This window comes from Comamonas sp. Tr-654, from assembly GCF_011752915.1.
Lineage (GTDB): Bacteria > Pseudomonadota > Gammaproteobacteria > Burkholderiales > Burkholderiaceae_C > Comamonas.
Map to the genome: position 1 here is coordinate 143961 of NZ_VWWQ01000006.1, position 17445 is coordinate 161405.

General features: G+C 59.4%; 13 protein-coding genes and 14 tRNA genes. 2 read left to right on the forward strand and 25 right to left on the reverse strand.

Annotated elements, in window-relative coordinates; all coding sequences use genetic code 11:
• Positions 1-118: 118 nt before the first annotated feature.
• From F3J24_RS18665 to F3J24_RS18685, 5 genes are all read right to left on the reverse strand, one after another.
• The gene (locus tag F3J24_RS18665; RefSeq protein ID WP_167009593.1) at positions 119-526 is read right to left on the reverse strand and encodes a tautomerase family protein; all 408 of its coding nucleotides are present in this window, start codon (positions 524-526) and stop codon (positions 119-121) included.
• 139 nt (positions 527-665) lie between these two features.
• Positions 666-1643, reverse strand: coding sequence for a D-glycerate dehydrogenase (locus F3J24_RS18670; protein WP_167009595.1), 978 nt, complete (start codon positions 1641-1643; stop codon positions 666-668).
• Between the two features lie 62 nt (positions 1644-1705).
• A complete protein-coding gene (locus tag F3J24_RS18675) occupies positions 1706-3124 on the reverse strand; it encodes a sodium:proton antiporter (protein ID WP_167009954.1) in 1419 nt (472 codons plus the stop codon).
• A gap of 81 nt (positions 3125-3205) precedes the next feature.
• Positions 3206-4441, reverse strand: a complete 1236-nt coding sequence (pncB, locus tag F3J24_RS18680) for a nicotinate phosphoribosyltransferase (RefSeq protein WP_167009597.1) — start codon at positions 4439-4441, stop codon at positions 3206-3208.
• A 218-nt stretch (positions 4442-4659) separates the two neighbouring features.
• Positions 4660-5151, reverse strand: a complete 492-nt coding sequence (locus tag F3J24_RS18685) for a thioesterase family protein (RefSeq protein WP_167009599.1) — start codon at positions 5149-5151, stop codon at positions 4660-4662.
• 352 nt (positions 5152-5503) lie between these two features.
• Between F3J24_RS18685 and F3J24_RS18695 the strand changes: the two genes are divergently transcribed.
• Together F3J24_RS18695 and F3J24_RS18700 are read left to right on the forward strand one after the other, a co-directional pair.
• Positions 5504-6052 (forward strand): phasin family protein, encoded by a 549-nt coding sequence (locus F3J24_RS18695; RefSeq protein WP_003057161.1) that lies wholly within the window; start codon positions 5504-5506, stop codon positions 6050-6052.
• Positions 6053-6326: 274 nt separating this feature from the next.
• A complete protein-coding gene (locus F3J24_RS18700) occupies positions 6327-7085 on the forward strand; it encodes a 3-hydroxyacyl-CoA dehydrogenase (RefSeq protein ID WP_167009601.1) in 759 nt (252 codons plus the stop codon).
• A gap of 91 nt (positions 7086-7176) precedes the next feature.
• Here F3J24_RS18700 and F3J24_RS18705 read toward each other — a convergent pair.
• The 20 genes from F3J24_RS18705 to gltX form a co-directional block, all read right to left on the reverse strand.
• Positions 7177-7253: transfer RNA gene (locus F3J24_RS18705), tRNA-Asp, on the reverse strand.
• Between the two features lie 48 nt (positions 7254-7301).
• Positions 7302-7377 (reverse strand) — tRNA-Glu (locus tag F3J24_RS18710).
• Between the two features lie 46 nt (positions 7378-7423).
• Positions 7424-7499, reverse strand: a tRNA-Ala gene (locus F3J24_RS18715).
• Between the two features lie 147 nt (positions 7500-7646).
• The gene (locus tag F3J24_RS18720) at positions 7647-7982 is read right to left on the reverse strand and encodes a P-II family nitrogen regulator (protein ID WP_003057166.1); all 336 of its coding nucleotides are present in this window, start codon (positions 7980-7982) and stop codon (positions 7647-7649) included.
• Between the two features lie 20 nt (positions 7983-8002).
• Positions 8003-11092: an efflux RND transporter permease subunit gene (locus tag F3J24_RS18725; protein WP_167009603.1), complete on the reverse strand. Its 3090-nt coding sequence runs from the start codon at positions 11090-11092 to the stop codon at positions 8003-8005.
• Positions 11093-11096: 4 nt separating this feature from the next.
• The gene (locus tag F3J24_RS18730) at positions 11097-12305 is read right to left on the reverse strand and encodes an efflux RND transporter periplasmic adaptor subunit (protein ID WP_167009605.1); all 1209 of its coding nucleotides are present in this window, start codon (positions 12303-12305) and stop codon (positions 11097-11099) included.
• 46 nt (positions 12306-12351) lie between these two features.
• Positions 12352-13638, reverse strand: coding sequence for a TolC family protein (locus F3J24_RS18735; RefSeq protein ID WP_167009955.1), 1287 nt, complete (start codon positions 13636-13638; stop codon positions 12352-12354).
• Between the two features lie 330 nt (positions 13639-13968).
• Positions 13969-14367 carry a hypothetical protein gene (locus F3J24_RS18740; RefSeq protein WP_167009607.1) on the reverse strand — a complete coding sequence of 133 codons (399 nt, stop codon included), beginning with the start codon at positions 14365-14367 and terminating at the stop codon, positions 13969-13971.
• A gap of 277 nt (positions 14368-14644) precedes the next feature.
• Positions 14645-14721, reverse strand: a tRNA-Asp gene (locus tag F3J24_RS18745).
• A 48-nt stretch (positions 14722-14769) separates the two neighbouring features.
• Positions 14770-14845, reverse strand: a tRNA-Glu gene (locus tag F3J24_RS18750).
• Between the two features lie 46 nt (positions 14846-14891).
• A tRNA-Ala gene (locus F3J24_RS18755) sits at positions 14892-14967 on the reverse strand.
• Between the two features lie 8 nt (positions 14968-14975).
• Positions 14976-15052, reverse strand: a tRNA-Asp gene (locus F3J24_RS18760).
• A 48-nt stretch (positions 15053-15100) separates the two neighbouring features.
• Positions 15101-15176, reverse strand: a tRNA-Glu gene (locus F3J24_RS18765).
• A 46-nt stretch (positions 15177-15222) separates the two neighbouring features.
• Positions 15223-15298: transfer RNA gene (locus F3J24_RS18770), tRNA-Ala, on the reverse strand.
• A gap of 8 nt (positions 15299-15306) precedes the next feature.
• Positions 15307-15383: transfer RNA gene (locus F3J24_RS18775), tRNA-Asp, on the reverse strand.
• Positions 15384-15431: 48 nt separating this feature from the next.
• Positions 15432-15507: transfer RNA gene (locus F3J24_RS18780), tRNA-Glu, on the reverse strand.
• Between the two features lie 86 nt (positions 15508-15593).
• Positions 15594-15670, reverse strand: a tRNA-Asp gene (locus tag F3J24_RS18785).
• A gap of 48 nt (positions 15671-15718) precedes the next feature.
• Positions 15719-15794: transfer RNA gene (locus F3J24_RS18790), tRNA-Glu, on the reverse strand.
• Positions 15795-15840: 46 nt separating this feature from the next.
• A tRNA-Ala gene (locus F3J24_RS18795) sits at positions 15841-15916 on the reverse strand.
• 67 nt (positions 15917-15983) lie between these two features.
• Positions 15984-17390, reverse strand: coding sequence for a glutamate--tRNA ligase (gene gltX, locus F3J24_RS18800; RefSeq protein ID WP_167009609.1), 1407 nt, complete (start codon positions 17388-17390; stop codon positions 15984-15986).
• Between the last annotated feature and the right edge of the window lie 55 nt (positions 17391-17445).

The following is a 17445-nucleotide window of genomic DNA, read 5'->3' on the forward strand; positions in this document are numbered from 1 at the left end:
CACTAGCGCGCAGGCAAATTATCAGTCCCCAGAGCCACGAAAAATCCAATGCAGACAAAAGTGCTGCTCCCGGTTGCAGCCTTGGCGACAGCGAGGCAGCAATCGGTTGGCGCAGGAATCAGGCGTCGGGGCCGACCTGCTGGGCAATGGCCATGGCGAACTTGCCGCCGCCCACCGACCAGTCGGAATAGTCGTTTTCGTGCGTGAAAATGAACACATCGCTGGGGGCCACACCCGCATCTTTTTCGAGATTGGCTGCGATATGGGCGTAGAGGGAACGCTTCATGGCATCGCTGCGGCCACGACGCATGGTGATCTCCACCACCACCACACGACCCGAGCGCTGGTAGCCGTTGAAGGTGCTGCTGAAGAAGAACTTCTGCTCGTCATAGTCGTCAACCATGTTGAACAACTCATCGGCAGGCATGCCGATGCCGTCGATCAGGGCCTGATGAATCCCGTTGACGATGGCCTGGCGCTGGTCGGGCGTGGTGTCCTTGTGGACGCTGGTGCGGATAAAAGGCATTGCTGTCTCGCTTGAAATAAGAAAAGCCCGCTGCGCATTCACACGCTAGGCGGGCAGAAATTATCAAAGCCGAAAAAGCGCTCAGATCACGCATCCGCCCTCAAACTGATGTGACGAGAGCCGACCTAATGGAGACGCATCAGCCAAGCTGATTGACGGGTGTCAACGGCCCCTTGCCGGCCAGAAAGGAGATCAGATTGTCCGCTGCCAGAGCGGCCATGGCCGTACGCGTGCCCTTGGTTGCGCTGGCGATATGGGGTGTCAGCACCACATTCGGCACCGTCAGTAGCTCGGGATGCACGGCCGGTTCGCCTTCGAACACATCCAGCCCCGCTGCGGCAATGCGCCCGTCTTTCAGCGCCTGGGCCAGCGCTGCATCATCCACGATGCCGCCGCGCGCAATATTAATCAGCGTGGCCGTGGGCTTCATCAGGGCTATTTCTGCCGCGCCTATGGTGTGGCGGTTTTCGGGGGTGAACGGCAGCACCAGCATCAGGTGGTCCGCACGTTCGAGCAACTCCTGCTTGCCGACATAGCTGGCCTTGCACTCGGCTTCCAGCCCAGCGTCCAGACGCGAGCGATTGTGATAGATCACCTCCATGCCAAAGCCGTAGGCCGCACGACGCGCAACTGCCTGGCCGATGCGACCCATGCCCAGAATGCCCAGCGTGCTGCCATGCACCTCGGCACCGGCAAACAAGTCGTAATGCCAATCCTTCCAGAGCCCGGCACGCAGATAGTGCTCGCTCTCGGTAATGCGGCGCGCCGTGGCCATCAGCAGGGCAAAGCCGAAATCGGCCGTAGTCTCGGTCAGCACATCGGGGGCATTCGTGCCCTGCACGCCTGCAGCTGTCATCGCGGGCACATCGAAATTGTTGTAGCCCACCGCCATATTGGCCACGATCTTGAGTTGCGGACAGGCAGCCAACAACTCGGCATCGATGCGCTGCGAACCCGTGGTCAGCACGCCATCCTTGCCCTGCAACTGCTGCGCCAGCTCCGCTGGTGACCAGACCACATCGTCCTGATTGGACTGCACTTCAAAGTGCTGCTGCAGCCGCTGCACCACCTCGGGTGAAATGGCGCGGGCGATCAGAATGCGAGGCTTGTTGCTCATCGTTGTTTCCTCTTCAAGTGATAGGTGATGGCAGCACTACTGCCTGGCCGCGCTTTCACGGCCTAAAGAAACCAGATCCAGGTGATTAGCACCAGCAGCGGCACCAGCACGCAGACCGACCAGACCATGTAGCCGAAAAAGCCCGGCATCTTCACGCCCCGATCCTCGGCAATCGCCTTGACCATGAGATTGGGTGCATTGCCGATATAGGTATTGGCGCCCATGAACACAGCGCCGGCGGAGATGGCTGTCAGCGTCAGCGCCATATCGGTCATGAGGTGCGCCGGATCACCGCCTGCGGTATTGAAGAACACCAGATAGGTGGGAGCATTGTCGAGGAAGGAAGACAGCAGGCCCGTGGCCCAGAAATACATGGCCGGGTTGGGCGTGCCATCGGCATTGGTCACGGCTCGTACCACGGCACCGAACGGCCCCTCGGCACCCGCCTTGAGCATGGCAATGACGGGAATGATGGTCAGGAAGATACCCGCAAACAGTTTGGCCACTTCCTGCATGGGCCCCCAGCCAAACTCGTTGGCCCGATGCACGCCAGCCGGCGTGAGCTTGAGCGACAGCAGCGCCACGGCCAGCAGGCCCAGATCGCGCACCAGACCGGGAAGACCGACATGGGTGCCGGCAATCTCGAAGCCCGCAGGAGTGCGCCAGATGCCGCTGACCAGCACCAGAGCCACCACCACCATCAGCAGCACAAAGTTCACGCGGCCTTCAAAGCCCAGGCGGCTTTGGGCGCCGGTCGCGTCCATGCTGGGCGTGGGATCCGGCATATCGGTCTCACCCTTATGCCCCATCAGCCTGTGATCTATCACATAGAAGACGGCCAGCAGCGCCAGCGTGAGGAACAGCATCGGACCCCAGATGTGGCTCACCGTCCAGAAGAAATCCACCCCCTTCAGAAATCCCAGGAACAGCGGCGGATCTCCGAGCGGCGTCAGTGCGCCCCCGGCATTGGAGACGATGAAGATGAAGAACACAACCACATGGGCCTGATGACGACGGTTGTCGTTGGCGCGCAGCAAGGGGCGGATCAGCAGCATGGAAGCGCCTGTCGTCCCCATGAAGCTGGCCAGCACCGCTCCAATGGCCAGAATGCCAGTATTCAGTCCCGGCGACCCACGCAGATTGCCGCGCACATAGATGCCGCCGGCCACCGTATACAAGGCGGTCAGCAGGATCACGAACGGCAGATACTCGGCCAGCAAGGCATGCACCAGATTCACGCCCGCTGCACCCAGACCATGGACCAGCGCAAAAGGCAGCATGAATGCCAGCGCCCAGCCGGCGGTGACCTTGCCGAAATGGTGGTGCCAGAATTGCGGCAGCGCCAGCGGCATCAGCGCAATCGACAGCAGCATGCCCACAAACGGTATGCCCCAGGCGACGGACATGGCCGCGCCATCGATCTCTGCGGCTCGCGCAGCGCCCACCGCCAGCGTCAGCAGCGCGGCGGCTGCGGCCTTCATCCAAGATTTGCTGATCAAACGCACATCCTCCCTGCTTCTGGCCCTGCAGCCGGCGCGGCTGCAGCCTCTGATTCTTGATTTCTATGCCGGCGCGACCGGCTCCGGCGGCGCAATGCTGAACACCTGCCGCAGATAAGCCAGGTATTTCTCATCGTCACACATGCTCTTGCCCGGCGTATCCGAGAGCTTGGCCACGGGCTGGCCGTTGCAGCGGGTCATCTTGATCACGATCTGCAAGGGCACATGCTCGGGAGGATTGCCCAGATCGTTGGTCAGATTGGTGCCGATGCCGAACGCCAGCTGGCAGCGACCGTTGAAGCGCTCGAACAGCCCGATGGTTTTGGGAATCGTCAGTCCGTCGCTGAAGATCAGCACCTTGCTCAGCGGATCGATCTTGTTGGCCTTGTAATGCGCGATCAGGCGCTCGCCCCAGTCAAACGGGTCACCGCTGTCATGGCGCGCGCCGTCAAACAGCTTGCAGAAGTACAGATCGAAATCACGCAGAAAGGCCGACATGCCATAGACGTCGGACAGCGCAATGCCCAGATCGCCCCGGTACTCGCGCGCCCAGGACTCGAAGCCGAAGATCTGGCTGTCGCGCAGGCGTGGGCCCAGCGACTGGCAGGCCTGCAGATATTCATGGGCCAAGGTGCCCAGCGGGATCAAGCCCAGCTTCATTGCATACAGCACATTGCTGGTGCCCGCCAGTTGCCCCTTGCGCTGGCCGTTGACGCGCGCCGCCCCCGAGTGCCCCAGTCTGGCGCAGAGCACACGCAGCACCTCTTCATGCCATGCCCTAGAAAAGCGCCGGCGGGTGCCGTAATCGGCAATCTTGAGCGACTCCAGGCCAGGCGCCTGCAGCAGCTCGATCTTCTCGTCCAGGCGTTTGCGTCCTTCCAGGAAGTTGGGCACAGGCTGGGTATTGCGGAAATACACCTCGTTGACGATGGCCAGCACCGGGATCTCGAACAGTATGGTGTGCAGCCAGGGGCCCTGGATGGTGATGTCGATCTCGCCGCTGGCCAGCGGCGTAACCGTGATGTATTTGTCGTTGAGCTGGAACAGGCTCAGGAAATCAACAAAATCGCTCTTGATGAAACGCAGCGAACTCAGATAGGCCAACTCGGCATCCTGAAAGCGCAACTTGCACAGAGAACGGATCTCTTCGCGGATTTCATTGACGTACGGAGCCAGCTGCACGCCTGGGTTGCGGCATTTGAAGCGGTACTCCACCTGCGCGCCCGGAAACTGATGCAGCACCACCTGCATCATCGTGAATTTGTACAGGTCAGTGTCTAGCAGACTGGTGATGATCATGGACGACGGTGGGCCTGGCGGTCCGTTCAGTCATGGAACAAGGCTGGCTCAAAACACAGGTTGCGCCCGCCTCAGCAGAGATTCACGAGTGTAGGCGATTCCACACCCCGCACCGTGGTCGCTGCTCCGAAGCGCTTCCTGCCGATACCGGCTTTGCAAGCGCCGCCGGATACCTGATTCAAATCACTCTTGATCACTTGACAGACATACGCAAGAAGCTATCTTTTTTGATATTCGCCAACTGGCTCTGCACACAGCAGCGGCTGCAGGGCCGCACGCAAGGCCTGGGGCAAGGCCACGGGCCGGCGCGACTGTCTGTCGACGTAGACATGCACAAAATGCCCGGCGGCAGCCGACTGGCTCTCGCCCTGTGCAAACAGCCCCACCTCGTAGCGCACGCTGGAGCTGCCCAGATGGGCGACGCGAATGCCTGCCTGCACACACTGCGGAAAAGCCAGCGAGGCAAAGTAATTGCACTGAGTCTCTATCACCAAGCCGATCGTCTGCCCTGCATGGATATCCAACGCACCCTGCTCTATCAGATACGCATTGACTGCGGTATCAAACCAGCTGTAGTAAATGACGTTGTTCACATGACCGTAGACATCGTTGTCCGACCAGCGCGTGCTGATGTCACGAAACACGGGATAGGAGTCACGCGCCTGCGGCTGGGCGCGCACGGGTTTGCCATGATTGGAGGATGCAGTCATGCAGGCATTTTGCAGAGCTGCCTTGAAGCCGCCAGCACCACCGCGACAGGGCCCGGAAGTCACCGCTCGCCAACACATGACGCAGCGCACCAAAAAGCACAGTCATGCATTTCTTTGTCAGTTACCGGACATAACAAAGTTTTTAAAAATCAAATACTTATTGAAAACAAAGAGTCATTAATCTTTTTGCTGCAACGCAACAAATTAATGCTTGCATTGCTGCAAATTCTCTTCCACAATGCACTCATGCTGCACTGCAACATAGAACTGGCTCAGAGCTAGCGGCCATGTCAGAGCAGAAGTTTCCTCCGGTCCGATCCCTTTGTTAGATCCGTAATTTTGGAGAATTGCTATGAGCCTGACCCCTGACCAAATCCTGAGCGCACAAAAAGCCCACTTCGAGACGCTGTTCGGCCTGACCAGCAAAGCTTTCGAAGGCGTGGAAAAGCTGGTGGAACTGAACGTCACCGCTTCGCGTGCTGCCCTGACCGAAGCTGCCCAGCACACCCAAGCCGTGCTTAGCGTCAAGGACGCCCAGGAGCTGCTGACTCTGCAAGCCGGCCTGTTCCAGCCTCTGGCCGAGAAGACCGCCTCCTACAGCCGCCATCTGTATGACATTGCCAGCAACACCGCCGGCGAATTCAACAAGGCTCTGGAAGTGCAGTCCACCGAAGCCCGCAAGAGCTTCAACTCCCTGCTGGATAACTCCACCAAGAATGCACCTGCCGGCTCCGAATCCGCTGTGGCCATGGTCAAGAGCGCCGTCTCTGCCGCCAACAACGCTTTCGAATCCGTGCAAAAGGCGGTGAAGCAAGCCTCCGACATGGCCGAAGCCAATTTCAACGCGGCCACCAAGACAGCAACCGAAGCTGTCAAGGCCACTACCACTGCCAAGCGTTAAACACATGGTTATTGGCATGCTTGGCAAAAGCATAGGGTTTACCCTATAATTGCCAGCATGTCAGGTCGGCATGCATCAATGCGAATGCCGACCTTGCGCAAGTTGTCTCCTTGGATCCTCCTGAAACCCCCGTTTCATGGATCCCTTCAAAGCCCAATCCCCGTGATTGGGCTTTTTTTTTTATGCGCGCTTTCCTCAGGTCGCCAGCTCCTCTGCTCTGTGCATAATTGACGTTTACGTCAACGTCAGTAGACACCGAACAAGGAGACAGTTCATGCAGATTCAGGATCGCGTATTCATCGTGACCGGTGGCGCTTCGGGCCTGGGTGAAGGTACGGCGCGCATGCTGGCCGCCAACGGCGGCAAGGTCGTGATTGCCGACATGAATGCAGAGCGCGGCGAGGCCGTGGCAAGCGAGATCGGCGGCGTCTATCTGCGCTGCGATGTCAGCAATGAGGCCGATGGTCAGGCCGTGGTCGCCAAAGCCACCAGCCTGGGCAAGCTGGCCGGCCTGATCAACTGCGCCGGCATTGCACCGGCCGAAAAAACCGTAGGCAAGAGCGGCCCGCACGGCCTGGCCGTCTATACCAAGACCATCATGGTCAACCTGGTCGGCACCTTCAACATGATCCGACTGGCAGCCGATGCCATGAGCAAGAATGAGCCGGAGCCTACCGGCGAGCGCGGCGTTCTGATCTCCACCGCCAGCGTCGCAGCCTACGACGGCCAGATCGGACAGGCTGCCTACTCGGCATCCAAGGGTGGCGTGGTCGGCATGACCTTGCCCATTGCCCGCGACCTGGCGCGCAGCGGCATCCGCAATATGACGATTGCTCCCGGCATCTTCGGCACCCCCATGCTATTCACCATGCCCCAGGAAGTGCAAGATGCGCTGGCCGCCAGCGTGCCCTTCCCGAGCCGTCTGGGCAAGCCAGAGGATTACGCCAAGCTGGTCAAGCAGATTCTGGAAAACGACATGCTCAACGGAGAAGTCATCCGCCTGGACGGCGCCATTCGCATGGCACCCAGGTAATAAAGATCAAAGGCCTTGTCGCAAGGCCTTTCTTCGACTTCCGGGCAAAGAAAAAGCCGCAATCAATTGCTTGATTGCGGCTTTTTGAATCTGGCGGAGTGGACGGGACTCGAACCCGCGACCCCCGGCGTGACAGGCCGGTATTCTAACCAACTGAACTACCACTCCTGGCAGGAAGCTTTGCTACATATTATGCAGCTGCAAGCGCTTCAAACTTGGCGACCCTACGGGGATTCGAACCCCGGTACTCACCGTGAAAGGGTGATGTCCTAGGCCTCTAGACGATAGGGTCAATTCCTAGAACGATTCGAGTCTCGCGACTCGCCGTCATTAAATTTTGGTGGAGGTAAACGGGATCGAACCGATGACCTCTTGCATGCCATGCAAGCGCTCTCCCAGCTGAGCTATACCCCCTTGAAGCAATGAAACAGTGTTTCTCCGCTGCAATGCAAAAATTGTAGCACAGGGTTTTCTCTGCTTTTTCCAAACCACCAACAATTTGTCGAAAGCATGAAAAAAGGGATGCAGAACGCATCCCTTCCTGTCAGCCAGCGGGCAATATCAGCTCACTGCACCACCATCGCGGATGCGATGCATTTCGCCGATATCCACCGTCCAGACCAGACCATCGCCAATCTGGCCGGTGCGGCAGGCAGCGACGATGGCTTCGCGAATCACCGCCACCATGGACTCCTCCACGATCACGCAAACCATGAGCTTGTCCGAAAAATCGGTCAGCTCATCCTTGACCGTGCGCTTGTCCACGGCAGCAGGGGCGGTAAAACCTTCGGCCTTGAAGATTGTCACACCGGGAAAGTTCGGAATCGCACGCAACTCGGTACGCAGGCGCTCCAACCGGCTGGGACGCACGATGGCGCGGATTTCTTTCATCGTCATCGGATCACTCCTTTCTCAAATCAAGCCTCGGTCGGCTTCTCGTCAAACCAGCGGTACAGCGTGGGCAGCACCACCAGGGTCAGCAGGGTCGATGTGATCAGACCACCGATCACCACAATGGCCAGCGGACGCTGAACTTCGGAGCCCGGACCTGTCGCGAACAGGAACGGCACCAGACCCAGCAAGGCCACGGTGGCAGTCATCATCACCGGACGGAAACGCTGGGTACAGCCTTCACGCACAGCCTCGGCCACCGCCATTCCCTCCTGTCGCAGATGGCGGATGCTGGAGACCAGCACCACACCATTGAGCACGGCGATACCCCACAAGGCAATAAAGCCCACGGAAGCCGGCACGCTGACATATTCGCCCGTGACAAACAGTCCGATCAGGCCACCAATCGAAGCGAAGGGCAGAACCAGAATGATCAGGCTTGCCAGCTTGATCGAATTGAACAGCAGGAACAGCAGGAAGAAGATGGCGACGATGGTCAGCGGAACGATCACCTGCAGCGTGCCCATGGCGCGCTCCATGTTCTCGAACTGACCGCCGAACTTGAAGTAATAGCCGTCGGGCAGCTTGACTTCCTTGTCCAGGCGCTGTTCGACCTCGGCCACAAAGCCTGCCAGGTCACGCCCTTCCACGTTGGCTCCCACCACCACACGACGCTTGCCGCCTTCGCGGCTGATCTGTGCCGGCCCGTCCACCAGCTCGATCCTGGCCAGACTGCTCAGCGGCACTTGCGCGCCGGTGGCCGTGGTCAGCAATGCAGCACCGATGGCTTCGGGAGAGCCGCGATAGGACTCAGGGAAGCGCACCACCACGGAGTAGCGACGCTCGCCCTCGTACAAGGTCGTGACATCCTTGCCGCCGATGGCGGACTCCAGCAGGCTTTGCACATCAGCCACGTTCAGACCGTGGCGGGCAATTGCCTTGCGATCAATGTCAACCGTCAGCGCCTGCTGCCCCGAGAGTCGCTCGACACGGATATCGGTGCTGCCGGAGACGCTCTTCAGAATACGTGCCACCTGCTCGGAGACGTCCTTGAGATCATCCAGTTCATCACCAAACACCTTGACGGCCAGCTGCGAGCGCACGCCCGTCACCATTTCGTCCACACGCTCGGAAATGGGCTGTGACAGCACGATCTGCACCCCGGGAATCTTGGACAGACGCTGACGAATGTCCTCGTCGATCTCGTCCTGGCTGCGCTCGGACTCGGGGTCCAGCAGCACGATGGGGTCGGACTCATTTGGACCTGCGGGGTCGGCTGGCGATTCGCCACGGCCGAGCTTGGACACCACGGACTTCACGCCCGGCACTTGCGCCACTTCCTTCATGGCAGCCATTTCCATGCGGATGGATTCATCCAGGGAAATACTGGGCACGCGGTTGATCTGCGGCGTCAACGCCCCTTCCTTCATGGTCGGCATAAAGGACTTGCCCAGCAGCGGGAACAGTCCCAGCGAGCCGATCAGCAGCGCCACGGCCACGGCCAGAGTCATGCGGTTGCGCACCGTAGCAACATTGAGCAGACGCAGATAGTGGCGCTTGAGGAAGGCGATCAGCTTGGTATCGTGGTCTGCGCCGCCCTTGAGGAAGTAGGAGCACAGCACAGGCGACAGGAACAGCGAAACTGCCAGCGAGATGGCCAGAGCCATGGCGATGGTCAGCGCCAGCGGGCCGAACATCTTGCCTTCAATGCCTTGCAGCGTCATCAGCGGCAGGAACACCAGAATGATGATCGCAATACCGAAGATGGTGGGCGTAGCCACTTCCACGGTGGCAGACAGCACGGTGCGAATGCGTTCGCCACGCGAATCACCAGCCTGCCCCAGTTTGTGAAACACGTTTTCTACCACCACCACGGTGGCATCCACCATCAGGCCGATGGCAATGGCCAGCCCTCCCAAAGACATCAGGTTGGCAGAAATGCCGTATCTGTTCATCAGCATGAAGGTCGTCAGCGGCGTGATGACCAGCGTCGCGACCACGATCAGACTCGAGCGCACATCGCCAAGGAAGATGAACAGCACCACCACCACCAGGAAGATGCCTTCGATCAGCACCTTGCCCACGGTCCAGAGGGCGGAATCGACCAGATCGGTACGGTCGTAGTAGGGAACGATCTGCAGACCGCCAGGCAGCATGCCCTTGGAGTTGATCTCCGCCACGCGCTCCTTCACGCGGGTCACGACCTCCTTGGCATTGCCTCCGCGCATCATCAGCACGATGCCGGATACGCTTTCGGTATAGCCGCCCTTGATGATGGCGCCCTGACGGACCTCGGCATCGATCTGCACCTTGGCCACGTCGCGCACATAGACTGGCACGCCGCCCTGCTCCTTGAGCACGATGTTGCCGATGTCGTCCAGGGAGCGGATCATGCCCACGCCGCGGATCAGATACTGCTCGGTAACCTGGGGCAGAATGCCGCCGCTGGCATTGGCATTGTTGTCCGCCACGGCCTGCACTACCTGGCGCACAGTCAGGTTGTAGTGACGCAGACGGGCGGGGTCGACCAGCACCTGGTACTGCTTGACATAGCCGCCCTGGGAGTTGATTTCAGCCACGCCGGGAATGGAGCGCAGCAAGGGCCGCGCCACCCAGTCCTGGATGGTGCGGCGCTCCGTCAGCTCCGCCTGGGTCAGCTCGCGCTCGCCATCATCGGGATGATCAAGCGTGTACTGGTAGACCTCGCCCAGGCCCGTGGATACCGGGCCCAGCACCGGCACAATGCCTTCGGGCATACGCGGCGTGACTTCAATCAGACGCTCCGTCACCAGTTGGCGGGCAAAGTACACATCGGTCGCGTCGGTGAACACCAGCGTGATGATGGACAGACCGCTCTTGTTGAGCGAACGCATCTCGGCCAGGCCGGGCAAGCCCGTCATGGCGATTTCCAGAGGCACGGTCACAAAACGCTCGATTTCTTCGGGCGAGCGGCCGGGAGCTTCGGTGGCAACCTGAACCTGCACATTGGTCACATCGGGGAAGGCATCCACCGACAGATTCATGGCAGCACGCAGGCCGAATCCACACATCACCAGCGCCAGCACGACCACCACCAGCCGCTGCGATAGCGCGGCACGAATCATGGAGGCAATCATGGGCTTACTCCAGTTCTGCGCGCTTGCGCTCGTTGTTCAGGTGGAATGCACCGTCGACCACGATCTGCGTGCCTTCGCTCAACCCCTTGATCACAGGCCGCAGACCACCGCTGGTCGCACCCAACTCCACGGGAGTCAGGCGGTAGTGGTTTTCGGCCTTCTTGACGTAGACATGGTCCTTGTCGTTCTCGCGAACCACTGCCAGCGCAGGGATCGCCAGAGTCTTTTCCATGGCTCCCTGAATCTTCATGGTGGCCAGCATCTGGGGCTTGAGCGCCAGATCCTTGTTGTCCACCTGAGTACGGATGGTCACGGTGCGGGTTTCGGGTGACACGGTGTCACCCACGTAGATGATCTTGCCGGAGATGGGCGTTTCCTCGACGGTCAACCCCAGCGCCGGCACATCGACCTGCACGTTCTGGCCAGTCTGCACGCTGCGCGCAATCTGCTCGGGCAAGGCGCCTACCACCCAGACATTGGAGAGATCCGCCACGGTGAACAGAGGATCTCCAGGCTGCGCCACCTGACCCTGGCTGACCTGGCGCTCGATCACGATGCCGGCGGCAGAAGCCGTGATGGCCGCATTCGGCGCGACATTGCCCTTGGCGCGCAAGCTGCTCAGCGCATCGGCGGACAAGCCCATCAGCTTGAGCTGATCGCCTGCCGCCCGCAGCTCTGCGCGGGCAATCTGCACTTCGGATTCGCGGCGCAGCAGTTCGGCAGAGCCAATCACGTCGGCAGCAATCAGCTGACGCGCCCGTTCTACGGAGCGCTCAGCCAGAGTCGCTGTGGCGCTGGCACGCATATAGGCCAGCTGAGCCGTGGTCAGCTCGGGGCTGGCGACGCGCGCCAGGGTCTGACCTGTTTTGACGCGATCGCCGGTTTCGGCCAGCACCTCGGTCACACGGCCTGTCACGGCCGCACCGATGCGGGTAACCCTGCGCTCATTGGCTTCGATGCGACCGGCAATTTCCTGCACCGATGCGACCTCGGCCTGCGCTACCGCTGCAGTCTTGAAGTTGGTCGCCATTTCGGCCGAGACAACCACCTCCATGGGGTCCAGCTCAGCCTTGGTATCTGCAGCAGCAACCGCGGCAGTCGCCTGCTCGTCCTTGCCACAGCCAGTCAGGGTCAATGTTGTCAGCCCGGCCAGCGCCAGTGCCAGAACCAGAGAGGCAGGACGCGCAGTCCTGGAATGATGATGAGAAGACATAAAGCGAATTCAAAAAATGCGAAAACGTGGTCTTGACTTTGAAAGCTCAAAGCGAGGAAGGCCCGGCATAGCGACCGGCCAGGAAGTCCAGCTCGATCCGGGCCGATTGCAGCTGATAGCGGGCTTCCAGCAGGTCGGCACGCACCGTGCGCAGCACGCGCTGGGCATCCAGCACATCGAGAATGCCTCGCTCGCCATAGCGGTAAGCGGCTTCGGCCACACGCAGGGCCGATTCAGCCTCACGCACCGACCCTTCGCTCAATGCCTTGATGCGTACCTGCGCCATTTCCATGACCTTCCAGGCCTGCAGCATCTGCTGCTCCAGCTCGGCCCTGCGGCCTTCCATGCGTAGCCGCGCACGCTCGGCTTCCGAAGCGGCTTCGTCAATCGGGCCGCGACGCTGATCGAACAGCGGAATCTGCATGCTCACGCCGACGGTGTTGTTGCGGATATCGGGCTCGCGCGTCTGTGCGTAACGCAGCTCGAGACCCGGCCAGCGGCTGGCCTTGGCACCGCTCTTGTGCGCTTCGGCCTTGTCCACCTCGGACTGCAGCTGCAGCAGTTCCGGATGGGACTGCCAGTTGATGTTCTTCAGTTGGGCCTGGGCCACCGGGTCCTGCAAAGACAAGGCCAGGTCAAAGCGGCTGGGCAACTGGCCTGCGGCCAGCCGATTGAGCGTGAGCTGGGATTGCTCCGCCAGCAAGCGGGCAGATTGCTCCTGCTGGCGCGCGTTGATCAGTTCGGCATCGGCCTTGATGATTTCGTAACGCGCTGCCTCACCACTGGACACACGCACGCGTACCCGCTCGTGGGCCTGCTCCAGCAGCTTGACGGCGTCATAGGCGGCCTGTGCCTGTGCCTGCCGCAGCACCACCTCATAGGCCTTGAGCTTGACCTGGGCAATGAGGGCATTGCGCGATGCGGCAATCTGGTGCACCGATGCCCGCTGCCCGGCTTCTGCAGCTTCTATGCGCGCAGCACGCACCGAAGGCATTTCGATGGGAACCGAAATCGCCATGGTTTGCACATTGCCAGGCGTAGCCGATGCCAGACGCGCCTTGTTGTCGCCACGGCTCCACTCCAGCTTGGGATTGGGCAGAGCACCGGCGCTGACCACAGCCGCCTGAGCGGTGACGCTCGACTGCTGAACGGAACGCAGTTCAGGGTTGTTGTCCAGCACGGTCTGCACCAATTGCGTCAGGGTCAGCTTGGGCTGCACCTGATCGGAAATCGTGCTGCTGGTTTGTGGTGCGCCGCTGGCATGCTGAGCATGCGCGGCCAGAGTCGCAGCGAGACACAGGCCGAATACGGCCGAGCGCTTGAGGCTGCGCAATGGTGCAGGGCCAGAAGAATTCTTGCTGGCCTTGGCCGGGAAAGAAGCCGGCACTCTCGATCTATTGAACATAGAACACAGCTGCCTTCTTGAGGGCAGATAAAGTGAGGAAAGGGTCGAAACCCCGTCATGCACATGCGGCAGCCGCCGCATGCAATGCAGGATCAGTTACACCTGAGCAGGTGAAGCCGCCCTAGACCTGTCTCAGAGCCATGTTCTGCAGACAAGCACATTCCAGGCCAGCAGGCTCTGAAACAAGGGACAGCAGGTATCGGGGGGAGTCAAGCCCGGCGCAAGCAAAGCGACGTGGAGTCGTCAGGTGCGCTGGAGCTAGCCTGCCAGCGGCAGGCTCATATTGGGCGGACGCAGCATGCTTTCCGGCCAGGGATAGGTAGGGTGCACCACATGCTCCTGAGGAGGCACCCGGATATCGGCCACACCCACAGCTACCGCTTCGGGAGGGCCAAACAGTTCATTGCGATCGTCCTGCGCAGGATTGAGCTCGGCAGTGCGAGGGGGACGATGAATGGAGAACTCCACCGTATCGTCTTCCACATCGTCCTCGAACTCCTGCAGCACATCGACACCGTACTCATGCGGCTCTGCGTCGAGCACATAAGCCATGGCTACCACATCTTGCGAGCCTGCGGGCCACATGGCGATGAGTTGCACTCCGATGATGGAGGCAAACATCAGCAGCGACAGCAGAAAGGAAGACGCCGGGCGCATGGATAGAAAAAACGGTGGTTAAACGGACAACGATGAAGGGAAGGGACAGTCACCGGGAAACAGGCCCGATGGTGACAAGATGGTGTACTGATTAGCAACAAAAGTTCCCACATGAATAACTTTTGTCAACATCTGTAAGGGTGAACGATAGCGTATCGCCATAGCACTTGCATGGCAAGGGTATCTTGCTAGAAAGTCAGGAGCACATCAGATTTGCCAGAGGATGACCGGCAAGAAAAAAGCCGCAATCAATTGCTTGATTGCGGCTTTTTGAATCTGGCGGAGTGGACGGGACTCGAACCCGCGACCCCCGGCGTGACAGGCCGGTATTCTAACCAACTGAACTACCACTCCTGGCAGGAAGCTTTGCTACATATTATGTAGCTGCAAGCGCTTCAAACTTGGCGACCCTACGGGGATTCGAACCCCGGTACTCACCGTGAAAGGGTGATGTCCTAGGCCTCTAGACGATAGGGTCAATTCCTAGAACGATTCGAGTCTTGCGACTCGCCGTCATTAAATTTTGGTGGAGGTAAACGGGATCGAACCGATGACCTCTTGCATGCCATGCAAGCGCTCTCCCAGCTGAGCTATACCCCCAAAAACTGTGGCGGAGTGGACGGGACTCGAACCCGCGACCCCCGGCGTGACAGGCCGGTATTCTAACCAACTGAACTACCACTCCTGGCAGGAAGCTTTGCTACATATTATGTAGCCGCAAGCGCTTCAAACTTGGCGACCCTACGGGGATTCGAACCCCGGTACTCACCGTGAAAGGGTGATGTCCTAGGCCTCTAGACGATAGGGTCAATTCCTAGAACGATTCGAGTCTTGCGACTCGCCGTCATTAAATTTTGGTGGAGGTAAACGGGATCGAACCGATGACCTCTTGCATGCCATGCAAGCGCTCTCCCAGCTGAGCTATACCCCCAAAAACTGTGGCGGAGTGGACGGGACTCGAACCCGCGACCCCCGGCGTGACAGGCCGGTATTCTAACCAACTGAACTACCACTCCTGGCAGGAAGCTTTGCTACATATTATATAGCTGCAAGCGCTTCAAACTTGGCGACCCTACGGGGATTCGAACCCCGGTACTCACCGTGAAAGGGTGATGTCCTAGGCCTCTAGACGATAGGGTCATAACCTAGAATCTTTGCTTTCGCACCGATTAAAAAAGCGCCTTCTGAAAATAAAGGCGCTTTTTTAATCAAGCGACTAGCCAAAGTGGCGGAGTGGACGGGACTCGAACCCGCGACCCCCGGCGTGACAGGCCGGTATTCTAACCAACTGAACTACCACTCCTGGCAGGAAGCTTTGCTACACATTATATAGCTACAAGCGCTTCAAACTTGGCGACCCTACGGGGATTCGAACCCCGGTACTCACCGTGAAAGGGTGATGTCCTAGGCCTCTAGACGATAGGGTCAATTCCTAGAACGATTCGAGTCTTGCGACTCGCCGTCATTAAATTTTGGTGGAGGTAAACGGGATCGAACCGATGACCTCTTGCATGCCATGCAAGCGCTCTCCCAGCTGAGCTATACCCCCAAAACTCTCTGCAAGACAACCTTTTAATCAGTCGCGTTTTGCAGAGACTCGAATTATAGACAGGTTTTTAGCGATTTTTCAAACGCGCGATAACTTTTTCACGTCCAAGCAATTCCAGCACCGCATCGACCGACGGCGTATGGGCTGTGCCCACCGTCAGAACACGCACAGGCATGGCCAGCACGGGCATCTTCACACCCTGCGCCTTGAGCAACTCCTTGATCGCAGCCGCAATGGCTTCCTTGGTCCATTCCACGTTTTCCACCACGGCAGCAAATGCATCGAGCACGGGGCTGGCCGCTTCGGTCACATGCTTGGCATAGTCTTCAGCATTGCGCTCCACGCTGTCTACATAGAAGACCTTGGCCCAGTTGGCCAGATCCACCAGGGTCTCGCAACGATCCTTGAACAAGGCAGCAATGCGCACCAGACGGTCATCGGCACCGATCAGGCTCTCGGCCACACCCGCCTTGACGACAAAGGGCTTGACCAGTTGGGCCAGCTCGGCGTCGTCCATGGCCTTCAGGTGCTGGGCATTGACCCAGCGCAGCTTGGCTTCGTCAAACTGACCGGCGCTGCGACCCAGGTGATCCAGGTTGAACCACTCCAGGAACTGGGCGCGACTGAAGATTTCGTCGTCGCCGTGGCTCCAGCCCAGGCGGGCCAGATAGTTCACCATGGCATCGGGCAGATAGCCTTCATCACGGTACTGGGTCACGGCCTTGGCACCGTTGCGCTTGCTCATCTTCTCGCCTTGCTCATTGAGCACGGTGGGCAGATGGGCAAAGGTCGGCACGGTGGCACCCAGCGCCTCAAAGATGTGGATCTGGCGCGGCGTGTTGTTCACATGGTCGTCGCCACGGATGACATGGGTGATGTTCATGTCCATATCGTCCACGCAGACGCAGAAGTTGTACGTGGGCGTGCCGTCGGGGCGTGCAATCACCAGATCGTCCAGCTCGGAGTTCTGGAACTCGATACGGCCCTTGCACTTGTCTTCCCAGGCCACCACGCCGGACTGAGGAGTCTTGAAGCGCAGCACGGGCTTCACGCCCTCAGGAATCGCTGGCAACACCTTGCCTTCTTCGGGGCGCCATGTGCCGTCGTAGCGGGGCTTTTCCTTGGCGGCCATCTGCTTTTCACGCAGCGCGTCCAGCTCCTCCATGCTCATATAGCAGGGGTAGACATAACCCTTTTCCTGCAGCGTGGCCAGCACTTGCTTGTAGCGATCCATGCGCTGCATCTGGTAGAACGGACCTTCATCGTGGTCCAGTTGCAGCCATTCCATGCCTTCCAGGATCACGTCCACGGAAGCCTGGGTGGAACGCTCCAGATCGGTGTCCTCAATGCGTAGCACGAAGTCGCCGCCATTGGCGCGCGCAAAAGCCCAGGGGTAGAGAGCCGAGCGAATATTGCCCAGATGGATGAAGCCCGTGGGCGAAGGGGCAAAGCGGGTGCGAATTTTGTTTGTCATATCAGAAATCCTTGTACGGCATTCCCTGTGCCAAGGCTGCGGCGCTTGATACGCA